Annotated in this window: 23 protein-coding genes and 1 tRNA gene; 16 read left to right on the top strand and 8 right to left on the bottom strand. The window is 33.2% G+C overall.

Annotation, left to right across the window (positions count from 1 at the left end; all coding sequences use genetic code 11):
* The 4 genes from A9G48_RS11775 to A9G48_RS01960 form a co-directional block, all read left to right on the top strand.
* A partial coding sequence (locus A9G48_RS11775; RefSeq protein ID WP_218057774.1) for a hypothetical protein occupies positions 1 to 190 on the top strand: 190 nt, incomplete at its 5' end.
* Positions 180 to 503 carry a hypothetical protein gene (locus A9G48_RS01970; RefSeq protein ID WP_034945202.1) on the top strand — a complete coding sequence of 108 codons (324 nt, stop codon included), beginning with the start codon at positions 180 to 182 and terminating at the stop codon, positions 501 to 503. The genes A9G48_RS11775 and A9G48_RS01970, both read left to right, overlap by 11 nt.
* Complete coding sequence (locus A9G48_RS01965; protein WP_034945199.1) at positions 496 to 792, top strand: hypothetical protein; 297 nt, start codon at positions 496 to 498, stop codon at positions 790 to 792. The genes A9G48_RS01970 and A9G48_RS01965 overlap by 8 nt, the downstream gene beginning before the upstream one ends.
* 326 nt (positions 793 to 1,118) lie before the next feature.
* The gene (locus tag A9G48_RS01960) at positions 1,119 to 2,150 is read left to right on the top strand and encodes a tyrosine-type recombinase/integrase (RefSeq protein ID WP_034945196.1); all 1,032 of its coding nucleotides are present in this window, start codon (positions 1,119 to 1,121) and stop codon (positions 2,148 to 2,150) included.
* Positions 2,151 to 2,188: 38 nt separating this feature from the next.
* On the opposite strand, the gene A9G48_RS01955 is transcribed toward A9G48_RS01960, so the two are convergent.
* The 4 genes from A9G48_RS01955 to bamE form a co-directional block, all read right to left on the bottom strand.
* Positions 2,189 to 2,265: transfer RNA gene (locus A9G48_RS01955), tRNA-Arg, on the bottom strand.
* A gap of 185 nt (positions 2,266 to 2,450) precedes the next feature.
* Complete coding sequence (rep, locus tag A9G48_RS01950) at positions 2,451 to 4,466, bottom strand: DNA helicase Rep (RefSeq protein WP_065575725.1); 2,016 nt, start codon at positions 4,464 to 4,466, stop codon at positions 2,451 to 2,453.
* 105 nt (positions 4,467 to 4,571) lie between these two features.
* Positions 4,572 to 5,498 carry a tRNA dihydrouridine(20/20a) synthase DusA gene (gene dusA / locus A9G48_RS01945; protein WP_080715894.1) on the bottom strand — a complete coding sequence of 309 codons (927 nt, stop codon included), beginning with the start codon at positions 5,496 to 5,498 and terminating at the stop codon, positions 4,572 to 4,574.
* A 385-nt stretch (positions 5,499 to 5,883) separates the two neighbouring features.
* Positions 5,884 to 6,246, bottom strand: a complete 363-nt coding sequence (gene bamE / locus A9G48_RS01940) for an outer membrane protein assembly factor BamE (protein WP_034946092.1) — start codon at positions 6,244 to 6,246, stop codon at positions 5,884 to 5,886.
* 206 nt (positions 6,247 to 6,452) lie between these two features.
* On the opposite strand from bamE, the gene A9G48_RS01935 reads away from it, so the two are divergent.
* The 6 genes from A9G48_RS01935 to tamB all read left to right on the top strand — a co-directional run bounded on the left by A9G48_RS01935 (position 6,453) and on the right by tamB (position 14,767).
* Positions 6,453 to 7,064 carry an FKBP-type peptidyl-prolyl cis-trans isomerase gene (locus A9G48_RS01935; RefSeq protein WP_034945187.1) on the top strand — a complete coding sequence of 204 codons (612 nt, stop codon included), beginning with the start codon at positions 6,453 to 6,455 and terminating at the stop codon, positions 7,062 to 7,064.
* Between the two features lie 170 nt (positions 7,065 to 7,234).
* Positions 7,235 to 8,056 (top strand): 4-hydroxy-tetrahydrodipicolinate reductase, encoded by an 822-nt coding sequence (gene dapB / locus A9G48_RS01930; protein WP_034945184.1) that lies wholly within the window; start codon positions 7,235 to 7,237, stop codon positions 8,054 to 8,056.
* Positions 8,057 to 8,066: 10 nt separating this feature from the next.
* Positions 8,067 to 8,564 carry a tRNA adenosine(34) deaminase TadA gene (gene tadA, locus A9G48_RS01925; protein WP_034945179.1) on the top strand — a complete coding sequence of 166 codons (498 nt, stop codon included), beginning with the start codon at positions 8,067 to 8,069 and terminating at the stop codon, positions 8,562 to 8,564.
* 136 nt (positions 8,565 to 8,700) lie between these two features.
* Positions 8,701 to 9,240, top strand: a complete 540-nt coding sequence (gene hpt, locus A9G48_RS01920) for a hypoxanthine phosphoribosyltransferase (RefSeq protein ID WP_034945176.1) — start codon at positions 8,701 to 8,703, stop codon at positions 9,238 to 9,240.
* 18 nt (positions 9,241 to 9,258) lie between these two features.
* A complete protein-coding gene (tamA, locus tag A9G48_RS01915; RefSeq protein ID WP_034945173.1) occupies positions 9,259 to 10,977 on the top strand; it encodes an autotransporter assembly complex protein TamA in 1,719 nt (572 codons plus the stop codon).
* Between the two features lies 1 nt (position 10,978).
* On the top strand, positions 10,979 to 14,767 hold the full coding sequence (gene tamB, locus A9G48_RS01910) for an autotransporter assembly complex protein TamB (protein ID WP_034945170.1): 3,789 nt from the start codon (positions 10,979 to 10,981) through the stop codon (positions 14,765 to 14,767).
* A gap of 54 nt (positions 14,768 to 14,821) precedes the next feature.
* Here the strand turns inward: tamB and mnmD are convergent, their stop codons facing one another.
* Entirely contained in the window at positions 14,822 to 15,535 is a 714-nt protein-coding gene (mnmD, locus tag A9G48_RS01905; protein WP_034946089.1) for a tRNA (5-methylaminomethyl-2-thiouridine)(34)-methyltransferase MnmD, read from the bottom strand.
* Between the two features lie 89 nt (positions 15,536 to 15,624).
* Here mnmD and A9G48_RS01900 point away from each other — a divergent pair, with 89 nt between their 5' ends.
* From A9G48_RS01900 to A9G48_RS01875, 6 genes are all read left to right on the top strand, one after another.
* Positions 15,625 to 16,356 carry a 1-acylglycerol-3-phosphate O-acyltransferase gene (locus A9G48_RS01900; protein ID WP_034945167.1) on the top strand — a complete coding sequence of 244 codons (732 nt, stop codon included), beginning with the start codon at positions 15,625 to 15,627 and terminating at the stop codon, positions 16,354 to 16,356.
* Between the two features lies 1 nt (position 16,357).
* Positions 16,358 to 17,128 (top strand): methyltransferase domain-containing protein, encoded by a 771-nt coding sequence (locus A9G48_RS01895; RefSeq protein ID WP_034945163.1) that lies wholly within the window; start codon positions 16,358 to 16,360, stop codon positions 17,126 to 17,128.
* Positions 17,129 to 17,236: 108 nt separating this feature from the next.
* Positions 17,237 to 18,163 carry an ADP-glyceromanno-heptose 6-epimerase gene (gene rfaD, locus A9G48_RS01890; protein WP_034945161.1) on the top strand — a complete coding sequence of 309 codons (927 nt, stop codon included), beginning with the start codon at positions 17,237 to 17,239 and terminating at the stop codon, positions 18,161 to 18,163.
* Positions 18,164 to 18,178: 15 nt separating this feature from the next.
* On the top strand, positions 18,179 to 19,228 hold the full coding sequence (rfaF, locus tag A9G48_RS01885; protein WP_034945159.1) for an ADP-heptose--LPS heptosyltransferase RfaF: 1,050 nt from the start codon (positions 18,179 to 18,181) through the stop codon (positions 19,226 to 19,228).
* The gene (rfaC, locus tag A9G48_RS01880; RefSeq protein ID WP_034945157.1) at positions 19,228 to 20,190 is read left to right on the top strand and encodes a lipopolysaccharide heptosyltransferase RfaC; all 963 of its coding nucleotides are present in this window, start codon (positions 19,228 to 19,230) and stop codon (positions 20,188 to 20,190) included. Before rfaF ends, rfaC begins: the two co-directional genes overlap by 1 nt.
* A gap of 37 nt (positions 20,191 to 20,227) precedes the next feature.
* A complete protein-coding gene (locus tag A9G48_RS01875; RefSeq protein ID WP_034945155.1) occupies positions 20,228 to 20,428 on the top strand; it encodes a YaeP family protein in 201 nt (66 codons plus the stop codon).
* On the opposite strand, the gene A9G48_RS01870 is transcribed toward A9G48_RS01875, so the two are convergent.
* From A9G48_RS01870 to trmA, 3 genes are all read right to left on the bottom strand, one after another.
* Positions 20,421 to 21,818, bottom strand: coding sequence for a heavy metal sensor histidine kinase (locus tag A9G48_RS01870; protein WP_034945153.1), 1,398 nt, complete (start codon positions 21,816 to 21,818; stop codon positions 20,421 to 20,423). The two genes, A9G48_RS01875 and A9G48_RS01870, sit on opposite strands and share 8 nt — an antisense overlap.
* Positions 21,805 to 22,491, bottom strand: a complete 687-nt coding sequence (locus A9G48_RS01865) for a heavy metal response regulator transcription factor (RefSeq protein WP_034945150.1) — start codon at positions 22,489 to 22,491, stop codon at positions 21,805 to 21,807. Before A9G48_RS01865 ends, A9G48_RS01870 begins: the two co-directional genes overlap by 14 nt.
* Positions 22,492 to 22,841: 350 nt before the next feature.
* Positions 22,842 to 23,939, bottom strand: a complete 1,098-nt coding sequence (trmA, locus tag A9G48_RS01860; protein ID WP_051825145.1) for a tRNA (uridine(54)-C5)-methyltransferase TrmA — start codon at positions 23,937 to 23,939, stop codon at positions 22,842 to 22,844.
* Positions 23,940 to 24,228: the final 289 nt, after the last annotated feature.

Here is a 24,228-nt window from a genome sequence, read left to right as displayed (position 1 = left end):
AATTGCAAAAATAACTGAAAATAGTGTTTATTGTGACAATACGAGAATTAATAAAAAGAGCTATTTATTACATTCGAGTTTGAACAACGCTACGCAAGCAGTGAATTTTAGATTAAAGATGCAAATTGAAAAAATACAGCAACAAATTGTTGAGAATTTAAAACAACTGGAGAACGAGCATGACAAATAAAACGATTAATGATTTTGAAAAAGAAATTTTAAGAAAAATTGATAATAATGAATGGTTAACAGAATGCGAGGTTAAGCGTTTAATACGTGACTGTTACGCTGTTGATTCTATAGATGTTCGAAGCGGTGACTGGACAGTATATAAACAGGAAATTATTAAGCTTGGATGTCGTACGTTTAGAGTTAATTGGGTGCGGGGGTTAACAGAGTGTCAAGATGACTTGTTTGAATCTCAAATACCCGTCGAAGTTAAACAAATAACAAAAATGGTTGAAATAGCAGAATGGGTAGAATTGGAGCAAAAAAATGGCTAGAGGAATAAATAACGGAATTTTACAGCCAAACGTCGATAAACTGTATTCTCCAGAAAATCGATTTATTGAGATGTTAACTCTTGGGCACCCAGTTTTAAGTCATTACGATAAGCATGTATTAGCTATGACACGTGAGAAGTTGGATAGTAAATCAGATATTGCAGCTGAACTGGGCTGGCGAGATTGGCAAATTGAACAACTTAATGAACGTATTAAAGAGTTGGAATCACAAAAACACATCAACGAAATCAAGGTTCATGGGGATACAAGAAGCTTTAAAGTATATTGATGACAACTCTAAAATTGTTACTGGTGATGTCAATGCATACAGTCTTTTAAGTTATGCAAAAAACTGCTTACGTGTGCGTAGAAAGATGAGAAGAAATTATAGGAGTAATGAATGACACCTCTGCATGATATGCGATATGTGGCAAAAACATTAAAGCTATCTGAACATACGGTACGAGCAAATCCTGCAAAATATCACATGTACAAAATCGGGGGCTTTTGGCGCATATCTGAATCAGATTTACAAAATTACATAGACGAGAGCAAGAAAAGAAATAATAATGTTATTCGGCTAGCTCTTGTTAATGACAAAAAGGAGATTAAAAAATGTCATTATCAAAGAGAAATGGCGTCTATTATATCGACATCCGCACGCCAAGCGGCGAGCGAATTAGACGCTCTACTGGGGTAAGTGATAAAAAGCTCGCTCAAGAATATCATGACAAAGTAAAACATGAACTCTGGGCGATAAGCCGACTTGATAAGCGCTTAGAACGTACATTTGATGAGGCTCTATTGTTACTACTTAATGACGGAAAAGGTCAGAAAGACTATGCAACTAAAGTTCGTCATGCAAAATATTGGCGCGCTATTTTTGGTGGTAAAAATTTGTCATCGATTACCGGTGAAATGATAGATAATAATCTGCCAACACATAACGCGAAAAATAAAAAACCATTAGCACCAGCTACAATAAATAAATATCGCAAAACAATACTTAGGGCGTTGAGTCTAGCTCAAAAGAACAATTGGATTGCCTCCGTTCCGTACGTCGGAAAACAGAAAGAACCAAAAGTTAGGGTTAGATGGGTAACAAAGCAACAAGCTCAAGAATTGTTAAGAAACATATCTCTAGGATGGTTGCGTGATGTTTGTTTATTTGCGTTATTAACTGGAGCAAGACGAACTGAGATTTTATCATTAACTTGGGATAAGATAGATTTTCAAAACAAAATAGCTATAGTAAGCAACGATATTGCAAAAAATGGCAAAGCAAGATCGCTGTTATTAAATGATGAGGCAGTTGAGTTATTAAAGAACAGACGACTCATCAATAGCAAGTATGTTTTTGTGAGCACAAATAATAATCCATTAAAAGATATTGATCGGCGCGCATTTAATCGTGCGACTGAAATTTGTAATATTGAAGATTTCCATTTTCACGATCTGCGCCACACATGGGCAAGCTGGCACGTTCAAAGCGGAACACCTCTTTTTACACTGCAAGAATTGGGTGGTTGGGAAACGTTGGAAATGGTAAAAAAATATGCGCATTTAAACGCTGAACATTTAAGCCATTTTTCAAATGCAGTCACATTTTGGTCACAAAATCAAAATAAAAATAATATCAAGCATTGAATCTACAACTGTAACTAATTGATTACCTTGGGTTTTAATGGCGTCCCCTACAGGATTCGAACCTGTGACCTACGGCTTAGAAGGCCGTTGCTCTATCCAGCTGAGCTAAGGAGACATGATAGATATGATTTGTTGACTATACGCCGAGTATTATATAAAGCTATTTTGATCCGTCAATGATTTTTGATAATTTATCAGTTTGTATTAACAAAATATCATCAATATACCTTATTTTTTCGTATTTTAGTTAGTTTTTTATAATAAAAATGCTATTACTACTATTATTTGAAATATTGTAACTTATTTGGCATTAGCAATTTGCGCTTTTAGCATGGCTAGTCGGCTTTGTCCTTGTTGCATTTTCTTTTCAGGGGATAATTCGTTTCTTTGATTTTGCCATTCTAAGTCTTCTTGTGGAAGTTCTAACAAAAATCGACTTGGTTCAACATGTATAGTTTCGCCAAATTGCTTGCGTTGACGACTAAATGAAAATGTTAGCTCACGCTGTGCGCGGGTGATGCCTACGTAAGCTAGACGTCTTTCTTCTTCAATATTGTCTTCATCAATACTGTTTTGGTGTGGTAATAGCCCTTCAGACATGCCAACTAGGTATACATAAGGAAATTCTAACCCTTTTGATGCGTGTAAAGTCATAAGTTGTACTTGATCAAATTCTTCTTCGGTTTCGTTGCGCTCTAACATATCACGTAAGGTAAATCTCGCTACTGCTTGTTCTAAGTTCATAGCCTCATCAATATCATCACCTTGTAACATGTCATTTAACCAACTGACCATTTGTTCAACATTACGCATACGCATTTGCCCTGCCGTTGGAGATGGGGATGTTTCATAAATCCAACTTTCATAGTGTATGCCATGCAGAAGTTGATGAATAGCTTCCATTGGTTCACTGTGGGATTTTTGGATTAGTGTATCAAACCAATGGATAAACGTGTGCAAAGTTTCCATACGTTTTCCTGAAAGGAATTCAGTTAACCCCATGTCATGACTAGCTTGATATAAACTAACACTTCGATGATTTGCCCATTGACCTAATTTTTGAATTGTTGCAGGCCCTATTTCGCGTTTTGGAGTGTTGATAATACGGATAAAAGCATTATCATCATCAGGATTGGTTAATAAGCGTAAGTAAGCCATGAGATCCTTAATTTCAATCCGCGAAAAAAATGAGGTACCGCCAGAAATTCGATAAGGAATGCGGTATTGCATTAACATTTTTTCAATTAATCGAGCTTGATGATTGCCACGATATAATATTGCGTATTGACCATATTGGCTGTTATTCGCAAAATGGTGACCAATTAGATCATTCACCACTTTTTCGGCTTCATGCTCTTCGTTATCAGCTGATATTACTCTTATTGTTTCACCATAACCCAATTCGGAAAAAAGTTTTTTCTCAAAGATGTGAGGGTTATTTTCGATTAAAATATTCGCCACTTTTAAAATCCGACCCGATGATCGATAATTTTGTTCAAGTTTGATCACTTCTAATTTCGGGAAGTCTTGTTTTAAGTGAACTAAATTTTGTGGGCGTGCCCCTCGCCACGAGTAAATGGACTGATCGTCGTCCCCTACTACGGTGAATTTAGAACGGTTTCCAACTAATAATTTAATGAATTCATATTGGCTGGTGTTGGTGTCTTGGTATTCGTCAACCAACAAATAACGTACGCGATTTTGCCATTTTTCGCGGACTTCTTCATTATTTTTTAGCAAGAGTGTTGGCAATAATATAAGATCATCAAAATCTAATATGCTGCAAGCTTTTAACTGTTTTTCATAAAGTTGATAGCAGTGTGCAAAGAGCTTTTCCTTGTTGGTTTGTGCCCTTGCCATAGCAATAGTTGCATCAACTATATCGTTTTTCCAATTAGATATGGTTGCACGCAGTTGGTTAATAAGGTCTTTATCGCCATCTAACCATTGTTGTGTTAATTCTTTTAGTAATGCCGTTTGGTCGTGATCATCAAATAATGAAAAATTAGATTTAATACCAAGGTGTTTATATTCTTTTCGAACAATATCCAGCCCTAATGTATGAAAGGTTGATATTTTTAGCCCTCTTGTCTCTTGTTTGCTTAATGAGTGAGCAATACGTTCTTTCATTTCGCGCGCAGCTTTGTTGGTAAAAGTTACCGCGAAAATATGCCTAGGTAAGTATTCTTTTACCCGAATTAAGTAAGTAATTTTGTTAATAATAACGCGAGTTTTTCCTGAACCTGCACCAGCTAAGACAAGGCAAGGTCCTGATACATACTCTACGGCTTTTTGTTGACTTGAGTTTAAACGCACTGGATAAAAACCATTAAGAAAATTGTAGACTAGTATATAACGACAAACTAACCACCTGCAATTATCACGACTATTAAGTGAAAATAATTACTATTTTATAAGTTATTATTGGATGAACGTTAAAGCCTGTTCAACCACTTCAATCCCTGCTCCTTTTTTATGAGCATTTTCGCTAATAGAACGCCGCCATTGCCTTGCACCTTTGCATCCATTAAACATGCCTAAAGTATGGCGCATAATATGGTTTAATTGTGCACCTTGCGTTAACTGTTGTTCGATATAAGGATAAAGAGCATGAATTGCAGATATAGGGTCAATGATTGGCGTATTTAAACCAAAAATTCGTGAATCTATTTGGGTGAGTAAAAGTGGATTTTGATAAGCTTCGCGACCAACCATTACGCCGTCAACATATTGTAGATGACGCTTTATTTCATCAATGGTTTTAATTCCACCGTTTATAGCAATAGTTAATTCAGGGTAATCGCGCTTGAGCTGGTATACTCGTTCATAATTAAGTAGCGGTACCTCACGATTTTCTTTAGGACTTAAGCCAGATAACCACGCTTTACGAGCATGAACAATAAAGGTTTGGGTATAGGGTTTTACTTTATCGATAAAACCACACAAAAACTCATAGCTGTCCAAATCGTCAATACCAATTCGTGTTTTGACTGTAACTGGAATTTCAACTTGGTTTTGCATTTGTTCAATACACTTTGCAACTAAATCTGCTTTACTCATTAAACATGCACCAAACATGCCGTTTTGTACTCGATCTGACGGACAACCAATATTTAGGTTGATTTCATTATAACCACGCTCCTGTGCCAATTTTGCACACTGAGCAAGCCCGTTAGGATCGCTACCTCCTAGCTGTAAGCTGATTGGTTGCTCTTCGAAATTGAACGCTAAATAATCGCCTTTGCCATATAATATAGCGCCAGTCGTCACCATTTCGGTATAAAGTAAAGTTTGTTTGGTTAAGATACGATGGAAATAGCGGCAATGCTTATCAGTCCAATCAAGCATTGGGGCTATTGAAAAACGATTTAATGTTGATTTCACAAGAAAAAAATACCTCAAGAATTAATTTAATTAAGTTATTCTAGCTACCGCTTTTTTATTATACAATAAGTAGAAATATTAGAAGTTAATATGGATATTAATAATATATTTTTCTATCGTTAAAATCTTATATTTTGGATTATTACCTATAATGAATCTGTTTGGATATTCACAAATTAATTTGAAAATATTCCTTTATAATTTATTTATTTTTGACTATAAAATATGAAAAACCTCGTAATATAGTGAGGTTTTTCAGTTTATTCAGTTAAATTTTTTGTTAGCTAAAAATCAGAACATAAAACCTTTTCAGTGATAATGTAATTCATTTTTATAAATCAGAGATTTCCTATTTATTCATTTCTTCTAATGATTTTGAGCCATCAAGTGTGTGATTTTTTATGTCAGTTACAATACCCCTTTCGTTAAAATAAACTGCATAAGTTATTTGGCTAATTTCACCATACTGTGGCTGTTGACGAAATACATAATACCAAACTTTATCACCAAAATCAGAAGTTAACATTGGTGTACCCATAATAAATAACACCTGTTCTCTATTTTGACCAACTTTTAACAGATCTATAGACTCTTGAGTTACATAATTACCTTGATTGATATCTGGCCTGTAAACAAAAGTATCAACCATTGAACAACCATTTAATAAAATACTAGCTACAATTGAAAGCACAGCAAATTTACGAAATTGCATTAATTTAATCCATTCAAAAATCATGTAAAGTTGTATTATCGCTGATATTTTTTTTAAGTGCCACACAAAATAATCAATTCTTAAAAATTATTTAATAAAACAACATTCATGAGCTTTAATTTACAATTACTGCTTGACATTTATTTATATATCTACGACCTTAATTATATTATGATTAACATTACCATTAACAAAAAAGGCACAAAATGAAACTAGAAACAATAGAACAAAAAGCAAGTTATGCTATCGGCTTACAAATTGGACAGCAATTAAAAGAATCTGGATTAAACAATTTAGAACTTAATGCGTTAAAATTAGCGATAGAAGACGTATTATCGGGTAATCAACCGGCTCTGCCATTACAAGAATTACATGAAGCATTACGCCATGTGCATGAACAAGCTACCAAAGAAAAGGCCAAGCAAGCAGAAAAAATTGCTCAAGCAGGTAAAGATTTTCTAGCAGAAAATATCAAAAAAGATGGCATTAAATCGACTGAATCAGGTTTACAATACGAAATCATCAAACAAGGCAATGGCACATTACCGAAAGCAACCGATAGCGTACAAGTTCATTATACGGGGCAACTAATTGATGGTACCGTATTTGATAGTTCTGTTGAACGTGGACAACCTGCTGAATTTCCAGTCAATGGAGTGATTAAAGGCTGGGTGGAAGCGTTACAACTTATGCCTGAAGGTTCAAAATGGCGTTTATATATTCCTCAAGAATTAGCCTATGGTGCTCAAGGTGCTGGTGCATCAATTCCACCATATAGTGCATTAATTTTTGATGTTGAATTATTAAAAGTACTATAGAGTGATTAAAAGATCATAATGGACGCAATTAGCGTCCATTTTTTTGACTTAGTTATTTTCGGTTTAGAAAGAAAGTATTAAATATTACCTGTAACAAGCATGTATAAGTTATTTATTTTCCGCTATAATATTTGTTTATCTATAGTCATAAAAAAGTTAAGGAAAGTTATATGTCAACAAATATGGTTCGTATCGCAATCGCTGGCGCTGGTGGCAAAATGGGACGGCAGCTTATCCAAGCTGTTTCGCAAATCGAAGGAGTTACCTTAGGAGCAGCATTTGAACGAACTGGCTCATCACTAATTGGTAGTGACGCCGGTGAGATTGCTGGGATCGGTATTTGTGGCATTAAAGTTACCAATAATCTAGAACAAACTAAAGATCAATTTGACGTATTAATCGATTTTACGCGACCTGAAGGCACGCTCGCCTACTTAGCTTTTTGTATTGAAAATAAAAAAATGATGATTATTGGCACAACCGGCTTTGATGATGCAGGTAAACAAGCCATTGCCGATGCAGCAAAAAAAATTGGTATTGTGTTTGCTGCCAACTTTAGTGTGGGGGTTAACCTAGTGTTAAAATTATTAGAAAAAGCCACTAAAGTCATGGGCGATTATACCGATATCGAAATTATTGAAGCACATCACCGCAATAAGGTAGATGCCCCTTCAGGCACCGCACTTGCGATGGGTGAAGCCATTGCAGATGCACTTAATTGTAATTTAAAAGACCGTGCTGTTTACTGCCGAGAAGGTCATACAGGTGAACGTCCTAATGGCGCTATCGGATTTGCAACGATTCGAGCAGGTGACATTGTTGGCGAACATACCGCTATTTTTGCCGATATTGGCGAACGAGTTGAAATTAGTCATAAAGCATCAAGCCGTATGACATTTGCTAATGGTGCCGTGCGAGCTGCGTTATGGCTTCGTTCACAATCTATCGGTTTATACGATATGCGTGATGTGTTAGATTTAAAGAGCTTATGATTTTAAAGACATGTTAGATGAATTTTGGATGCGCCATGCATTAATGTTAGCAAAACGTGCTGAATTAGAAAATGAGATTCCTGTTGGAGCGGTAATCATCGATGAAAATAATCAAATTATTGGTGAAGGGTTCAATCAATCGATATCAACACATAACCCAACCGCTCACGCTGAGATAATGGCAATTGAGCAGGCTGGTAAATATCTTAACAATTACCGTTTAGTTAATACTACGTTATATGTCACACTTGAACCTTGTATTATGTGTGCTGGAGCGATTATTCATGGTCGCATCAAACGTATAGTGTACGGCGCAAGTGATTTTAAAACAGGTGCAGCAGGCTCATTCATTGATATTTTAGCTTATCAAGGTATTAATCATTATGCTGATGTCACAGGCGGTATACTTGCTGATGAATGTAGTGTGCTTTTAAGTAACTTTTTTAAAAAAAGGCGTTTACAAAAAAAGTTAGCTTTTAGCATCAATAATGAAAATATATTAAACTGAATGCCTGTTCTAAAACAGGATTATTCTAATCAAATTATTAAAACATAAGATAAAAAACTTCTTCACTTATTCTTTTTATCAGCAAAAATTGTTAAAATCTAGTTTAATTTTTTAAAAGTTAGTTTGAGCATTATTAATGAAAAAACACATATTAAAAATGATGATATCGACGGATGATATCCAAAAACGAGTTATACAACTTGGTCAAGAAATTAGCCAAAATTATAAAAACAGTCAAAATGAACTAATTTTAGTTGGGCTTTTACGTGGTTCCTTTATTTTTATGGCAGATTTAAGTCGCGCGATTTCCGTTGGGCATGAAGTTGATTTTATAACAGCATCAAGTTATGGTAATACAGTAATAAGTAATCGTGATGTTAAAATCCTTAAAGATTTGGATGAAGATATCTGTGGTAAAGACGTATTAATCGTTGAAGATATTATAGATACAGGTAATACACTTAGCAAAATCATGGCTATTTTAAAATTACGACATCCGCGTAGTATTGAAATTTGTACTTTGCTTGATAAGCCATCTCGACGTGAAGTCGATGTGCATGTTAAATATATTGGATTTTCAATCCCTGATGAATTTGTTGTTGGCTATGGCATTGATTATGCACAACATTATCGTCACTTACCTTATATTGGACATGTCACATTACTTGAATCCTAAATAATACACGAGGTATATGTGTTACGATATTCCTGTTCACTGTGTTTACTGTTAATAATAGCTTCAGCATCAAGTTTTGCTGATATGAAGCTATCTATTCAAGGTTTATCAGGGAAACTTGCAGATAATGTTGATGCACGTACTTCATTGATATCACCGAATAGAATTGATAACACACCGAATTTTAAACGTTATTTTGAAAGTGAAGCTAAAAAAGCTCTCCAAGCTTTAGGTTATTATTCACCTACTTTTCAATACGATGTTTCAGACACGAAAACATTGGTAGTCAATATTTCTGCTGGCGAGCCAACCAAAATAGAGCAACTTAATATCAACATTATCGGTGAAGGAAAAAAAGACAAAGATTACAATAATTTACTTAAAATCGGCTTACCCAAAATTGGGGATGTTTTGAATCATGGAACATATGAAAATTTCAAAAAAAGTTTGCAAAATTTAGCCCTAAAAAAAGGGTATTTTGACGCAAATATGACTGTACACCAATTAGCTATTTCAAATTTTTATCATCAAGCTTTTTGGAATATTGATTTTGATACAGGTCAACGGTATAAATTTAGTAAAGTTAATTTTCATAACTCAAAAATCCGTGATGATTACCTAGCAAATATTGTGCCTTTTCAAGAAGGTGATAAATATACCGCAGAAAAGCTATCAATATTAAATCGACGTCTTGCATCAACTAACTGGTTTAATTCTATTGTTGTTGTTCCCGACTTTCCTCATGTTACTGCAGATAAATCACTTCCAATCGATGTTATCACCACACCAAGAAAAAAAAATAGTATGGATTTAGGGCTTGGGTTTTCAACCGATAATGGTATTCATAGCAAAATAGGTTGGAGTAAACCATGGATTAATAGCCGAGGGCAAAGCTTTCAAAGTAATTTATCACTTTCCTCTCCTGAAAAATTTGTTACTTTGAGCTATAAAGTTCCGATGAAGAAATCACCACTTGAACACTATTATAATATCCAAGCTGGCTTTAAAAAGATTGATAATAATGATACAAAATCACGCTCTGTTACATTTGGTATTGTCCGAAATTGGGACAATTTTGAAGGATGGCAAAGCGCACTCGGTTTTAATGTTTTACGAGACGATTTTACACAAGCTGATTCCAGTTTCAATACTTTTCTTTATTATCCTTCCATCAGTTTTGCTAGGCTTCGTAGCGATGGTAATTTACTATCAATGTGGGGTGACTCTCAACGTTATTCAATTGAGGTAGCAAGTAAATCTTTAGGTTCGAGCATTAACCTTGTTCGTTTTGAAGCACAACAAGCTTGGATCCGCTCGATTAAAAATAGCCATAGATTTATTGCCCGTGGTAATTTCGGCATAATACAAGCAAGCAATTTTAACCGCGTTCCACCATCATTTAGGTTTTTTGCTGGTGGCGATCGCAGCATTCGTGGTTACAGTTACCAATCTATCTCGCCTGAAGATAAGAAAGGAAAATTAAAAGGTGCATCTAAGTTGATTACTGGCTCGCTGGAATACCAATATAATTTAACAGGACCTTGGTGGATGGCTTTTTTTGCCGATACCGGCGAGGCAATTGATAAAGTCGATAAAAGTAAATTTTATACAGGTACGGGGCTTGGTGTTCGTTGGGCTTCACCAGTTGGACCAATAAAATTTGATTTAGCCACACCGCTAAATCGAAAAGATACTGGTTCTATTCATATCTATATCGGTTTAGGGACTGAATTATAACATGACGAAAAAAACAATTAGAGATAAAAAAATAAACAAGATCAGAAAATGGAAAAGACGAAGTTTTGTTATTCTATCTATTTTTATTTTTCTAATTGTATTTATTTTTGTTATGATTTTTACTAGTTTAGGGGTCAAGCTCACAACAGTTGTTTTAGATAAATTTTTACCAGAATTAAAAATTGCACAAGTTGAAGGCTCATTTCATAATTTGCATATTAAAGGACTATCGCTTGAATTGCCTGGTGTTGATATTCAAGTTAATGAAGCATTTTTAGAATTATCTAGTGCATGTTTAATGCAAACAAAAATATGCATCAAATATTTTGGTGCTAATGGTGTAACTGTTAATATTATTACCAGTAAAACCAATACTGATCCTAATAAACCGGAATCTAAAAACCAAATTGTTTTAAATACACCATTACCAATTGAACTTTATAATACACACGTAACCAATGTTAAAGCTAATATCAATGATATGACATTTAGTATGTCAGACTTTGTCGGAAAAGCAACTTGGATAAACCATAAGATTTATGTTTACCCTACTGTTGCTCAAGACTTAACTGCTATTTTTGCTGATGAACCACAAAGTTCAGTAAATCAAGAAATAAAGAATACTGTACCATTTAATGAAAAAATTAATCAATGGTTTAATAAACCTATTATTAAAGCACTTCCGCAAGTTCATATTCCTATAGATATCAATGTTAGCCGTTTAAGCGGTGATAACTGGTTATTACATATTGGTGGACAAGATTATTGGTTTAATCAAGCCTCAATTCAAACCGATATAATCAATAACTATATTCTGGTTAAACGTGTCGAAACCGATTTCAAAACACCTTATGCTAATGGCCATGCTTTGGTTTCAGGCGATATTACATTAGGTGATTGTTGGCCTATTACGGCATCTGTAATAGTAAATACAGAAAATAATCAACTTAGCGGTAAAATTACAGGTAAATTACTTGGCGAAATAGCTACCAATATTGCAGTTGAAGGATTAAATAAGGCTAAAATAGAAGGAAATATTAATTTTATTAAAAATTATATGCCTGTTATGGCAAGTATTAGCGGAAAGCATATTCAATGGCCTATTGAAGGCAATGCACAATATCAATTAAATAATTTTGATTTATCATTAAATGGCAATGTTCAAAAATATAAATTAGCAATGATTGGGACAACAAAAGCTAACAATATTCCGAATGCAACGTTTGATATCGTTGGAAATGGTACATATCAAGGTATCTCATTTGTTCATGGCATGATTCAGTTACCTCAAGGACAAGTCAATGCATCTGGAAATATAGATTGGGGAAAAGCATTAAAATGGGATTCTAAAATAAAATTGACCAATGTAGATATTAGTAAAGAAGTGCCTAATTTCCCTATTCGTTTAAATGGTCAATTTAAAACAACAGGAATATTAGAGGGCAATCATTGGCAATTAAGTCTTTCTGAATTACAGTTAAAAGGTGACATTAAACAAGCCGATTTTTTGGCTAACGGAAGCTTGCAAATTGATTCTAAACATTCAATTACTACAAATAATCTTGCTATTGCTTGGGGAAATAATCAAATCAATGTTAATGGTTCAACTGATAAAGGCAATTTAAACGGAAAAATAAGTCTAGAATCGCTGTCACTATTTATTAATGGCATGAAAGGTAGAATTATTGGAAATGTAAAAATAAATGGTACAATCAATGATCAAACAATGGATACTAATCTAACAGTTAGTGATTTAAATCTTCACGAATTCACTGTTGAGTCAGCAAACCTTTCAGGTAAATTACAATACCAAAAGCAAATTAGTGGGCAATTAAAACTAATTGGGCAAGGTATTAAGTTTGAAAATGAATCCGTTAAAAAAGCCAATATCGAACTTTCTGGAAATGAGGATCATCATAACCTATCGGTGGATATTGAAGGGAGCCCAGCTTCAATTATTACATCATTAACAGGGCAAATTACTAAAGATAGGACTAAATGGTCTGGAAATATCTCTCACATTTTATTAAGTTTAGGTAATAAGAACCATTGGCAATTAGCTAAAACATTGCCATTATCTTTTGATTTTATTTCACACATGCCTACCATTGGAGCTCATTGTTGGCTGAATAATAGCTCAAGTATTTGTTTAGATAAACCTCTATCATTAGCACCTAATACAGATACAAGCGTGACATTAAAAAACATTGATCTCGCTAAGTTACCTATTCCTAATAACAGCGAAACTAAGTTAGTTGGTAGTATTGATGGAAAAGCTGATATTAAATTTACTACTTTGAATAAAATACCTTCTATAAAAGCCAATATCACTGGTACCAAGGTATATATTCAACAAATAATCGTATCGGAAACATTAACTATACCTTTTGATTTATTTAAGTTAAATGTTGAATTAAATGAACAAATAGCTAAATTAAATTGGGATTTTTCATTAAATCAATTGGGTAAAATTACTGGTGCCTTATCCATTACAGATCCAACTCATCAGAAAAAATTAAGAGGACAATTAGTTGTTGATCATCTTGCATTAGCAATTATTAACCCATTATTAGATAAAAACGATTATGCAAACGGTTTTATTGATGGAATTATTAAATTTTCAGGCTCGCTAATGGATCCTTATTTGAATGGCGTCATTAACTTAAGGCACAGCGAAATAAAAGCAAGACAACTTCCTGTTGATGTTAAATCAGCAATATTGGATATAAATTTTAACGGTAAATCTTCAACATTAAAAGGAGTGTTAACTACGCAATCTGGTGATGTTAATATTAATGGTCAAGCTAATTGGAATACTTTTGATAAGTGGCAAGCAGAACTTACTATAAATGGTGCTGCAATGGAAGTAACCGTTCCTCCAATGGTTGTTATGTCGATTATTCCTGATCTTAGAATTAATGCAACTCAAGATGAACTTACTCTATTAGGTAGAGTAAGCATTCCTAAAGGTAAAATTACAGTTGAATCTTTACCTACATCAAGTGTTGATATTTCATCTGATGAAGTTATGTTAGATGAAAATTATAAGGTAATTGAAAAACAAAAAATTGGAATGAAGATCAATAGTCATATTGAAATCGATATCGGCGATAAAGTTACTGTCGATGCTTTTGGTTTAAATGCAGCTTTAAAAGGAAATTTAATTGCTACACAAACTAACAAAGGTTTAGATCTTCATGGACAAGTACTCATTCCGACAGGAAGATTTCATGCTTATGGACAAGATTTAGTTATTCGTAAAGGTATCATTACTTTTTCTGGACCTACCGATCAAGCAAGATTAGATATTGAAGCAATCCGCAATCCAGAATCTATTGATAACAATAATATCACCGCGGGGATTAAAGTCATAGGAACATCAGAAGATCCTAAAATTGAGATATTCTCAGATCCCGCCATGTCTCAGCAAGAGGCACTATCCTATTTAATAAGAGGGGAAGGTCTTGATAACACGGATCAAAGTGAAAACGATATGATGACTTCTCTGCTTGTTGGTATAGGAACTGCAAAAACAGGAAAATATATTGGGGACATTGGTAATGTTTTTGGTATTAAAAACCTCACACTCGATACACAAGGTGCAGGTAATAATTCTAAAGTCGTGGTTAGTGGTTATATTTTACCTAATCTACAACTTAAATATGGTGTGGGTATTTTTGATTCTCTTGCTACCTTTACTTTACGTTATAGACTAATTCCAAGTCTATATTTAGAGGCAACATCTGGGATTGCACAAACATTGGATCTGATTTATCAATTTGAATTTTAAATCAAATAAAATTTCAATTTCTCATTTTAACTTAGTTATTAAATGCAGCCAAAGTTACTCGCTTTTAAAGCCAATCAGCATTTCGCGTTTAATGCCAAACCCCTTGCGTTTATAGACTTTGAAACCAGCTTCAAGTAAATTTCTTCGCACAAATCCTGCCGCAGTAAACGTAGCAAAAGTGCCATTTAGAGCGGTTAATTTATAACAATTTTGGAATAATGATTTTGACCACATATCTGGATTTTTAGCGGGAGAAAAGCCATCAAAAAACCATGCATTAACCATTACTTTTTGTTTCATTAAAAATTCACCAAAGTAGCTTATATCGTTATAACATATAGTTAAAGTAACATTATTAAAGTGGATAGTCGAATCAATTAAGCTTATTTGTAGTTGTTCCGCTAATAATGCTAAAGGACTGTGCTTATTAATTATATTGTTATGAATTTTAACCAACTGTTCAGCTGATAACGGGAATTTTTCTACACTAAAAAATTTAAGTTTTTTGAGCTTATGATTGGGAAATTTTTTTGTAAAATTCAAAAATGTCTGCCATAGCAGCAAAAAATTCAAGCCAGAACCAAAGCCGGTTTCTGCAACAATAAACGTTTCTTTATTATGATTATAAAAACGTTGCTGTAAATCATTGCCGTCAATAAATACATAAGTAGTTTCATCAATCGCTCCTTTTGTATTAAAATAAACATCCTGAAAATGGGTGGAAATTGGGTTTTGATTTTCATCCCAAATAATTGTCGATTTTTGCATAAACCTCCTTAAAACAGCAATATTCAATCAAACTGTATATTAATGCCGATTATGTATATAATACGCTAAGTTAATTTATGAGGTAAACTATGGTTTTTCTTTTTCGTCTAATTAGTGTTGTGTTAATAGGAATTGTGACTTGTGTATTAGGAATAATATTTTGCATATTTAACCCACATAACCCTAAAAATGTGGCAAGATTTGCTCATTTATTTAGTTTTTTTTTCAAACCTATATTAGGCATCAAAGTTTATACTCGCATTAATGCTAATATCAACAAATTAGGCAGCTACGTTTATGTTGCTAATCATCAAAATAATTATGATATGGTGGTTGCAGCAGATGTTGTGCAACCTAAAACGGTGACAGTTGGTAAAAAAAGCTTGGCTTGGATTCCATTTTTTGGGCAGCTCTACTACCTTACGGGCAATATTCTAATTGATCGAAACAATAAATCAAAAGCGCATGATACTATTAGGCAAGTAGTTAATGAAATTAAAAAGCATGATATTTCTATATGGATGTTTCCAGAAGGTACTCGTAGCCATGGTCGAGGGTTATTACCATTTAAAACAGGTGCCTTTAAAGCAGCAATAGCAGCTGGTGTGCCCATTGTGCCAATTTGTGTATCAGATACCAATAATATTAACTTAAACCGTTTAAATAATGGACATATGATTGTTGAAATGCTCGATCCAATCGAAACTAAAAATTTACGCAAAGAAGATGCCAGATTATTAATGGAGCAGTGCTATCAACAAATGGCGAGTAAAATAACGCAAATAAATAATGAAGTAGAACAACTCAACAATCAAAAATAATATGAACAAGCAAGATCGTAATTTTGATGATATCAGTAATAAATTTGCCCAAAATATTTACGGCACAACAAAAGGTAGAATTAGAGAAGCAATAGTTTGGCATGAGCTCGAACAAATATTAGCAACCTATGCTAAAAATAAAACATTAACTATCCTTGATGCCGGTGGTGGTCAAGGTCAAATTGCTTGTAGGCTTGCCAAACTTGGCCATCAAGTAATTTTATGTGATATTTCTGAACAAATGCTTGAACTTGCTCAACAAAAATTCCTATCAGAACAGGTCCATTTAGATTGTATTTGTTGTTCCATTCAACAGCTTAGCAGTGTAATTGACAAACAATTTGATTTAGTTATTTGTCATGCTGTATTAGAATGGGTTACTGAGCCTGTTGAACTAATCCAAACATTAAAAAAATTTATTAAGCCTGATGGTTATTTATCATTAATGTTTTATAACTATCACGCACTATTATTCAAAACGGTTACACTTGGTAACTTTGGTTATACTAAATCAGGATTAGCTAAACGTAAAAAAAAGACCCTTTCTCCTGATTTTCCTCGAGACCCAAATGAAGTATATACATGGTTAATTCAATTAGATTTTAATATTTTACAAAAAACGGGAATTCGCATTTTCCACGATTATCTTATAAATAAATCTAAAGCCGAAACACATTTTGATCAGCTACTTGAACTTGAAAAAAAGTATTGCCAAACAGAGCCATATATTAATTTAGCAAGATATATTTTGGTTACAGCTAAAATAAGATGAATCATAAATTAAACCACTTTAGCTTAAGCTTTTTAAAATGATTACTCGAAAATTTTGTCATAACTCGTTATCATAAGCAGATAAATTTTACAGTTAAGGAAAATGAGTATGATCGTTGTAACTGGTGGCGCAGGATTTATTGGTAGTAATATTGTTAAAGGATTAAATGACCAAGGACATAAAAATATTTTGGTTGTTGATGATTTAACTGATGGTACTAAATTTGCCAATTTAGTTGATTTAGATATTGCTGATTATATGGATAAAGATGAATTTATATCATTGATTGTTGCTGGTGAAAACCTTGATATCGATGCTATTTTTCATCAAGGCGCTTGCTCATCAACCACAGAATGGGATGGCAAGTTTATGATGGAAAATAACTATGACTATTCAAAAGACTTATTGCATTACTGTCTCGATTTCAACATTCCATTTTTATATGCTTCATCAGCCGCTACTTATGGTGGGCGCAGTGATAACTTTATTGAAGATCGCACTTATGAAAAGCCATTAAACGTATATGGATATTCTAAATTCTTATTTGACCAATATGTAAGACAATTACTACCCAAAGCTAATTCACCAATTTGTGGATTCCGTTATTTTAATGTCTATGGACCACGCGAATCACACAAAGGCAGTATGGCTAGTGTTGCGTTTCATTTAAATGAACAAATAAATAAAGGTGAAACACCCAAATTATTTACTGGTAGCGATAATTTTAAACGTGACTTTATTTATGTTGGTGATGTCGTTGAAGTCAATTTATGGTTCTGGAAAAATAAAATATCAGGAATTTATAACTGTGGAACAGGTCGAGCAGAATCGTTCCAAGCTGTTGCTGATGCGGTTCTTACTTATCATAAAAAAGATGAAATTGATTATATTCCCTTCCCTGAACATCTAAAAGGACGCTATCAAAGCTATACTCAAGCTGATCTGACTAAATTTAGACAAACTAAATGCCCAATTGAATTTAAAAATGTTGCAGAAGGGACTACTGAATATATGAAATGGCTTAATGAACAATAAGATGGAATTGATTAAATGAAAACACTCATTATTGGTCCTTCATGGGTTGGCGATATGATGATGTCGCAAAGCCTTTATCGTACATTAAAACAGCTTGATTCTAATAACGAAATTGATGTTTTAGCTCCGGCTTGGTGTCGAGCACTATTAAATAAAATGCCAGAAGTGAATCAAGCAATTGCAATGCCATTAGGCCATGGTGAGTTTGCTTTTAAAAAACGTCGTGAAATAGGTAAATCACTACGTAATAACCATTATGATCAGGCTATTGTATTACCTAATTCATTCAAATCAGCATTGATTCCATTTTTTGCCAAAATTCCTAAACGTACAGGTTGGAAAGGTGAGATGCGTTATGGTTTATTAAACGATCTTCGTAAACTTGATAAGCAAGCATTTCCGTTAATGGTTGAACGCTATATTGCGCTTGCTTATCCTAATCAAATTCATTCGGCTTCCGATTTGCCACAACCACTACTATGGCCAAAACTGAATGTCGAACAAGATGAAATAACCCAAACTCTATCAACCTTTGCTATAACACAAGATGAACCATTAATTGGCTTTTGTCCTGGTGCTGAATTTGGCCCTGCAAAACGTTGGCCCGATTATCATTACGCAGCACTTGCTGATATGCTAGCTAAGCAACATGCTAAAATTCTTATTTTTGGTTCAGCAAATGATAAAAAAATAGGCGAACAGATTATTGCCAAAATGTCCCATTCTGATATGTGTATTAACTTAGCTGGTGAAACTCAATTAGAACAAGTCGTTAGTTTAATATCCGCTTGTAAAGCGATTGTAACTAACGATTCAGGATTAATGCATGTGGCAGCCGCGTTAAATAAACCATTGGTAGCACTTTATGGGCCAAGTAGTCCTGACTTTACACCTCCACTATCAGACAAGTCTGAAATTATTCGTTTAATTACTGGGTACCATCATCGTGTTCGCAAAGGTGATACCGAACAAGGCTATCATCAAAGTTTAATCAATATTAAACCAGATAACGTATTTGAAACATTGATGAATCTTATTGTACGTTGCCAAAAGAGTAATGAATAATGCGTGTATTAGTTGTTAAAACATCTTCAATGGGTGATGTACTGCATACATTGCCAGCTTTAACCGATGCAGCCAATAACTTACCTAGCATTACCTTTGATTGGGTAGTTGAAGAAAATTTTGCTCAAATACCTAGCTGGCATTTTGCCGTCGATAGAGTAATTCCTGTTGCAATAAGACGCTGGAGAAAAAATTGGTTTGCTAAAAATGTTCGCCAAGAACATTATGAATTTATTCAAAATCTTAGTCAGAAAAAATATGATTGCATAATTGATGCACAAGGATTAATTAAAAGTTCTTTTTTAATTACACGAAAAGCACGTGGCATTAAACATGGTTTGGATCGTAAAAGCATTAAAGAGCCAATTGCTAGTTGGTTTTATGATGTAAAGCATAATGTTTCTAAACAAATGCATGCGATTGAACGTATTAGGCTGTTATTTGCAAAAAGCCTACAATATGTTGTACCTGATTCAATAGGAAATTATGCAATTGCTCATCATTTTCTGTCTTCACCACCTAGCGATAATCAACAATATTTAATTTTTTTACACTCTACAACACGAGATGATAAGCATTGGACAGAAGAAGCTTGGAGAAAATTAATTAAATTAATTGAGCCAACAGGTTTAAAAATAAAATTACCTTGGGGTTCAATGCATGAACAACAACGTTCAATTCGCCTTGCTCAGGGATTTAACCATGTTGAAGTATTACCTAAGCTTTCACTTTATGAAATTGCATCTGTTATTGTAGGAGCAAAAGCTGTTGTATCGGTTGATACTGGGTTAAGTCATTTAACTGCGGCCTTAGACCGCCCTAATATTACTTTATTTGGTAAAACTGATCCTAAATTAATTGGCAGTTATGGGAAAAATCAGTTTAAGATTGTTTCACCACAAAAAAGTATGCAAACAATTCAGGCCGAACAAGTTTATCATCAGTTGGCTAATTTTTTATAAGTTAAAATCATTTTTAAAATAAAAAGGAATCGACTTAATGAATAAATATAGTGCTCTTATTTGCGAGAAATATGCTCAAATTAGTAATAATGAATTGGGTTATATTGATGATGCCTTAGGCGTGGTTCTACAAATTTTAGATGAAGTCGTTCGCAATGAACAAATTCCACAAGAGATAAAAAATAAAGCTGCTTATGCGGCAGCTAATCTATTAATTAGTGACTATGAGGTTAAATAACTGTAGGCAAAATGATAATGAAACGTGTAGACTTATCATCAGACTCAACTGTAATTGAGCCTTTATGCGTTTCAATAATTGATTTAACAATCGCAAGCCCTATCCCTGCACCTGAACTGTCATTACGATTTCTGGATTTATCAACACGATAAAAACGATCAAATAGGTGAGGTAAATGTTTGCTATCAATTTTTTCACCCGGATTAGATATGATCAATTTAACGCGATTTTCGGTTGCTTGACCTAAAGTTATAGTTATAATTTGATTAATTGGTGTATAACGAATCGCATTTGATAAGATATTACTAATTGCTCTTCCTAACATCAATTTATCACCCTGAATATGTGAACATGTGCCTTCAATATTAAATAGGATATTTTTTTCATCGGTTAGTGGCTCAAAATAGTCACAGACCATCATGATCATATTAGGTAAATTAATATCGATTAAATTAGGCATTAATTGACGATTATCAGCTTGTGCCAAAAAAAGCATATCAGATATCATTTGTGACATTCTTTCATATTCTTCTAGATTAGAATATAAAATTTCTCTATATTCGTTTGTCGTTCTAGCATTACTAAGCACTATTTGCGTTTGGGTAGTTAGATTAGTGATTGGTGTTCGCATTTCATGAGCAATATCAGCCGTAAAATTACGCTGACGATGAAACACATCCTCTACGCGATTAAGCATATCGTTAAATGCCCCAACTAAACTTACGTATTTTACAGGAACAGATGAAGTAGAAATGCGATAATTAAGACTTTTTAAGTTTATACGTTCAATTTTTTTAATCAAACGATTAATAGGTTTTTGCGTAAAATAGATACTGATAAATGAACCAATTAATGCCATGAAGCAAGATATAATAATAAGTAAGCCTAGACCGTTTCTTAATCGTCCAATAAACTCAATTTGTAGATCACGGCGAACAGCAACTATCAGGGTAAATTGTTTACCTTTTTCAATCATTACTCTCGATGCAGCTATACGATAAGAGGATTTATCAATATTCTGTATCTCACTACTTTTATTCGTAATTAAATGTTCTAACTGATCTTTTGTTAATGCTATCGATAGGTTAGGACCACGAGTTCGGTATACAACCTTGTCAAGGTCATCAAGAATATAGGCAAATAATTGATGATGACCAGTCAGAATTAATAGAAGATTTTGTATAAATTCATCATGGTTTTCATCGGGAGAATAATAAGATAACTCACGTTCAATTGAGGTAATCACAGAATTTAACTCTGTGACATTCTGCCTAATCGAAAATTTTTCAAATGATCTTTCAATTAAATAGCTAAAACAGTAAAGTAGCCCACATGTTAGTAGGCAAACAATAAGGGGTAAACGAAATGAAATTATTTTACTCTGCTTCATCCAATACATCTATTTTATAGCCCATACCACGAACAGTATGGATAAGTTTTGGTTCAAATCCAGCATCAATTTTGTTGCGTAATCTTCTAATCGCCACATCAATAACATTGGTATCACTATCAAAGTTCATATCCCAAACTTGCGAAGCGATTAAAGAGCGTGGTAAAACTTCACCTGGATAACGTAAAAAATATTCTAACAATAAAAATTCTTTATTAGTCAAATCAATTCTTTTGTCAGAACGTATTACAGTTCGTTTAGGTAAGTCCATTACCAAATCTGCAATACTTAATTGATAATTATTTACTTGTGGAACATTTCGCCTTAATAATGATTTTACCCTAGCTAATAGCTCGGCAAATGAAAAAGGTTTAACTAAATAATCATCCGCACCAAGATTAAGCCCCTTCACTTTGTCCTCAACGCTCCCCATAGCAGTTAGGAGCATGATTGGGGTATCTTTACCTGCTTCACGTAACGATTTTACAATTTTCCAACCAACAATATCAGGTAGCATTACATCTAAAATAATTAAATCATAATCTTCAGTCATGGCCCGATGATAACCATCTAAACCATTTTTAGTCAGATCGACAATAAAACCAGATTCAACTAACCCTTGACGAAGATACTCTCCTGTTTTTTGCTCGTCTTCAACAACTAATAATTTCATTTTGAATATTCCCTTTGCTGACCTATCAGATTATCGAACTGATATAACACTGTTATATGATATACGAAGAGAACAAATTCATTCATGATAATTTAATGACTATTTTGTAATGTTTTGGTCATTAATTAGTTTAGATTTATTTGTTATAGTATCCACACAATGATTCATGAGGCTAGACATTATTGTTTCATTGTTTTATTTCCTTTCATCCATTCCTTGCAATTTAATGCAGCCCTAGTTTATCTAGGGTTTTTTTTTACTTAAAATCGCAAATATACATGAAACAATATTAATTATTTCCTAACTATCCCTATTTAATAAAAGCATTTCAATTTAAATATGATGTTAAATTACTTTTTATATAATACTATCCCTATTTCCATATGTTCTGTATAAGGGAACTGATCAAACAATGCAAAATGCTTAATAACATGTGTTTGGGTTAGATAATGTAAATTTTCATATAAAGAATGAGGATTACAAGAAACATAAATGATTGTTTGATAATCTTTTAATATATTAATAGTATTTAAATCTAATCCTCCACGAGGTGGATCAACTAGTACTGTATTACATTGGTAATCATCCAAATTAATACCATTTAACCGTTTAAATTTTCTTTCTTTTTTAATTGCACTAGTAAATTCTTCCGCAGATAAACGCACAATAATAAGATTATCAATATTATTAGAAACAATATTATATTGAGCAGAATAAACCGATGCTTTAGCAATTTCGGTAGCCAATACTTTACGAAAGTTTTGGGCTAACGCAATAGAAAAGTTACCATTACCACAATAAAATTCAAGCAGATCTCCTGTTGAATTTTTCGTCACTGATATCGCCCATTCTAACATTTTAATATTTACAATAGCATTAGGCTGAGTAAAACTATTTTCAACTTGCCGATACATCAAATTTTTACCCATTACAGGTAAAACTTCATCAATATAATCTACATCAATTGCAATTTTTTGTTTGTTAGCTCGCCCAACAATATTTGCATCGATTCCTTTTGAAGCCAATTGACTTTTCAATTTATTCGCTTCAACAATCCAGTCATCATTTAATTTCTTGTGATACAAAAGTGTAATTAATAGCTGACCACTTAAAGTGGAAAAATAATCTATCTGAAAAAGTAAATGACGAAGTAATTGATTATGTTTTAAAAGTGGTAAAATTGCTTGCATAGCACGATTAATCAGTTTAGTCCCAATTGGAAAATTGTCAATTCTTACACGCTTTTTCGTGTTTTTATCATACATTATATGATATATATCTTCACCATTATGCCAAATTCTAAACTCAGCGCGCATGCGATAATGATTAATCGGAGATGAAAATATTGTTAAATCAGGCAGATTAAACTCCGATAATAATGCTATTAAATAATTTTTTTTATCTTCTAATTGTTGGTTATACTTATTGCTCAAGAAATATTCAGTCATTTTAATTATATGATTGTTAATATAAAAGGGAAAATAGTCAAATATAAAAATCTAACCAATATCTAATAAAAATTTGTATTAGAATATTTTGTGGATAATCCAAACAACTCAAAGATGGAATAGACAATATATCATTCACTAGCGCTTGGCTTCAATTGATTCTATCACAAACATAGAATGATGATAAGTCCAGACACTATATTAAAGTGTTATTCATACATATATTAATGATTAATGAAAAATATAATTTAGATAATAAATTAATAAAAAATATATTGATTGTTTAAAA

The sequence above is a fragment of the Gilliamella sp. wkB18 genome (assembly GCF_001690875.1).
In the GTDB taxonomy this organism is placed as follows: domain Bacteria; phylum Pseudomonadota; class Gammaproteobacteria; order Enterobacterales; family Orbaceae; genus Gilliamella; species Gilliamella apicola_A.
The sequence above is the reverse complement of the archived record's forward strand: the minus strand, read 5'-3'. Positions and strand labels throughout refer to the sequence as shown.

Bases quoted from the DNA above. Each gene is read 5' to 3' on its own strand.
- A9G48_RS01970 (WP_034945202.1), top strand. From the start codon at position 180: ATGACAAATAAAACGATTAATGATTTTGAAAAAGAAATTTTAAGAAAA.
- A9G48_RS01965 (WP_034945199.1), top strand. From the start codon at position 496: ATGGCTAGAGGAATAAATAACGGAATTTTACAGCCAAACGTCGATAAA.
- A9G48_RS01960 (WP_034945196.1), top strand. From the start codon at position 1,119: ATGTCATTATCAAAGAGAAATGGCGTCTATTATATCGACATCCGCACG.
- dusA (WP_080715894.1), bottom strand. From the start codon at position 5,498: ATGCTTGATTGGACTGATAAGCATTGCCGCTATTTCCATCGTATCTTA.
- bamE (WP_034946092.1), bottom strand. From the start codon at position 6,246: ATGCAATTTCGTAAATTTGCTGTGCTTTCAATTGTAGCTAGTATTTTA.
- A9G48_RS01935 (WP_034945187.1), top strand. From the start codon at position 6,453: ATGAAACTAGAAACAATAGAACAAAAAGCAAGTTATGCTATCGGCTTA.
- dapB (WP_034945184.1), top strand. From the start codon at position 7,235: ATGTCAACAAATATGGTTCGTATCGCAATCGCTGGCGCTGGTGGCAAA.
- tadA (WP_034945179.1), top strand. From the start codon at position 8,067: ATGTTAGATGAATTTTGGATGCGCCATGCATTAATGTTAGCAAAACGT.
- hpt (WP_034945176.1), top strand. From the start codon at position 8,701: ATGAAAAAACACATATTAAAAATGATGATATCGACGGATGATATCCAA.
- tamB (WP_034945170.1), top strand. From the start codon at position 10,979: ATGACGAAAAAAACAATTAGAGATAAAAAAATAAACAAGATCAGAAAA.
- mnmD (WP_034946089.1), bottom strand. From the start codon at position 15,535: ATGCAAAAATCGACAATTATTTGGGATGAAAATCAAAACCCAATTTCC.
- A9G48_RS01900 (WP_034945167.1), top strand. From the start codon at position 15,625: ATGGTTTTTCTTTTTCGTCTAATTAGTGTTGTGTTAATAGGAATTGTG.
- A9G48_RS01895 (WP_034945163.1), top strand. From the start codon at position 16,358: ATGAACAAGCAAGATCGTAATTTTGATGATATCAGTAATAAATTTGCC.
- rfaD (WP_034945161.1), top strand. From the start codon at position 17,237: ATGATCGTTGTAACTGGTGGCGCAGGATTTATTGGTAGTAATATTGTT.
- rfaF (WP_034945159.1), top strand. From the start codon at position 18,179: ATGAAAACACTCATTATTGGTCCTTCATGGGTTGGCGATATGATGATG.
- rfaC (WP_034945157.1), top strand. From the start codon at position 19,228: ATGCGTGTATTAGTTGTTAAAACATCTTCAATGGGTGATGTACTGCAT.
- A9G48_RS01875 (WP_034945155.1), top strand. From the start codon at position 20,228: ATGAATAAATATAGTGCTCTTATTTGCGAGAAATATGCTCAAATTAGT.
- A9G48_RS01870 (WP_034945153.1), bottom strand. From the start codon at position 21,818: ATGAAGCAGAGTAAAATAATTTCATTTCGTTTACCCCTTATTGTTTGC.
- A9G48_RS01865 (WP_034945150.1), bottom strand. From the start codon at position 22,491: ATGAAATTATTAGTTGTTGAAGACGAGCAAAAAACAGGAGAGTATCTT.
- trmA (WP_051825145.1), bottom strand. From the start codon at position 23,939: ATGACTGAATATTTCTTGAGCAATAAGTATAACCAACAATTAGAAGAT.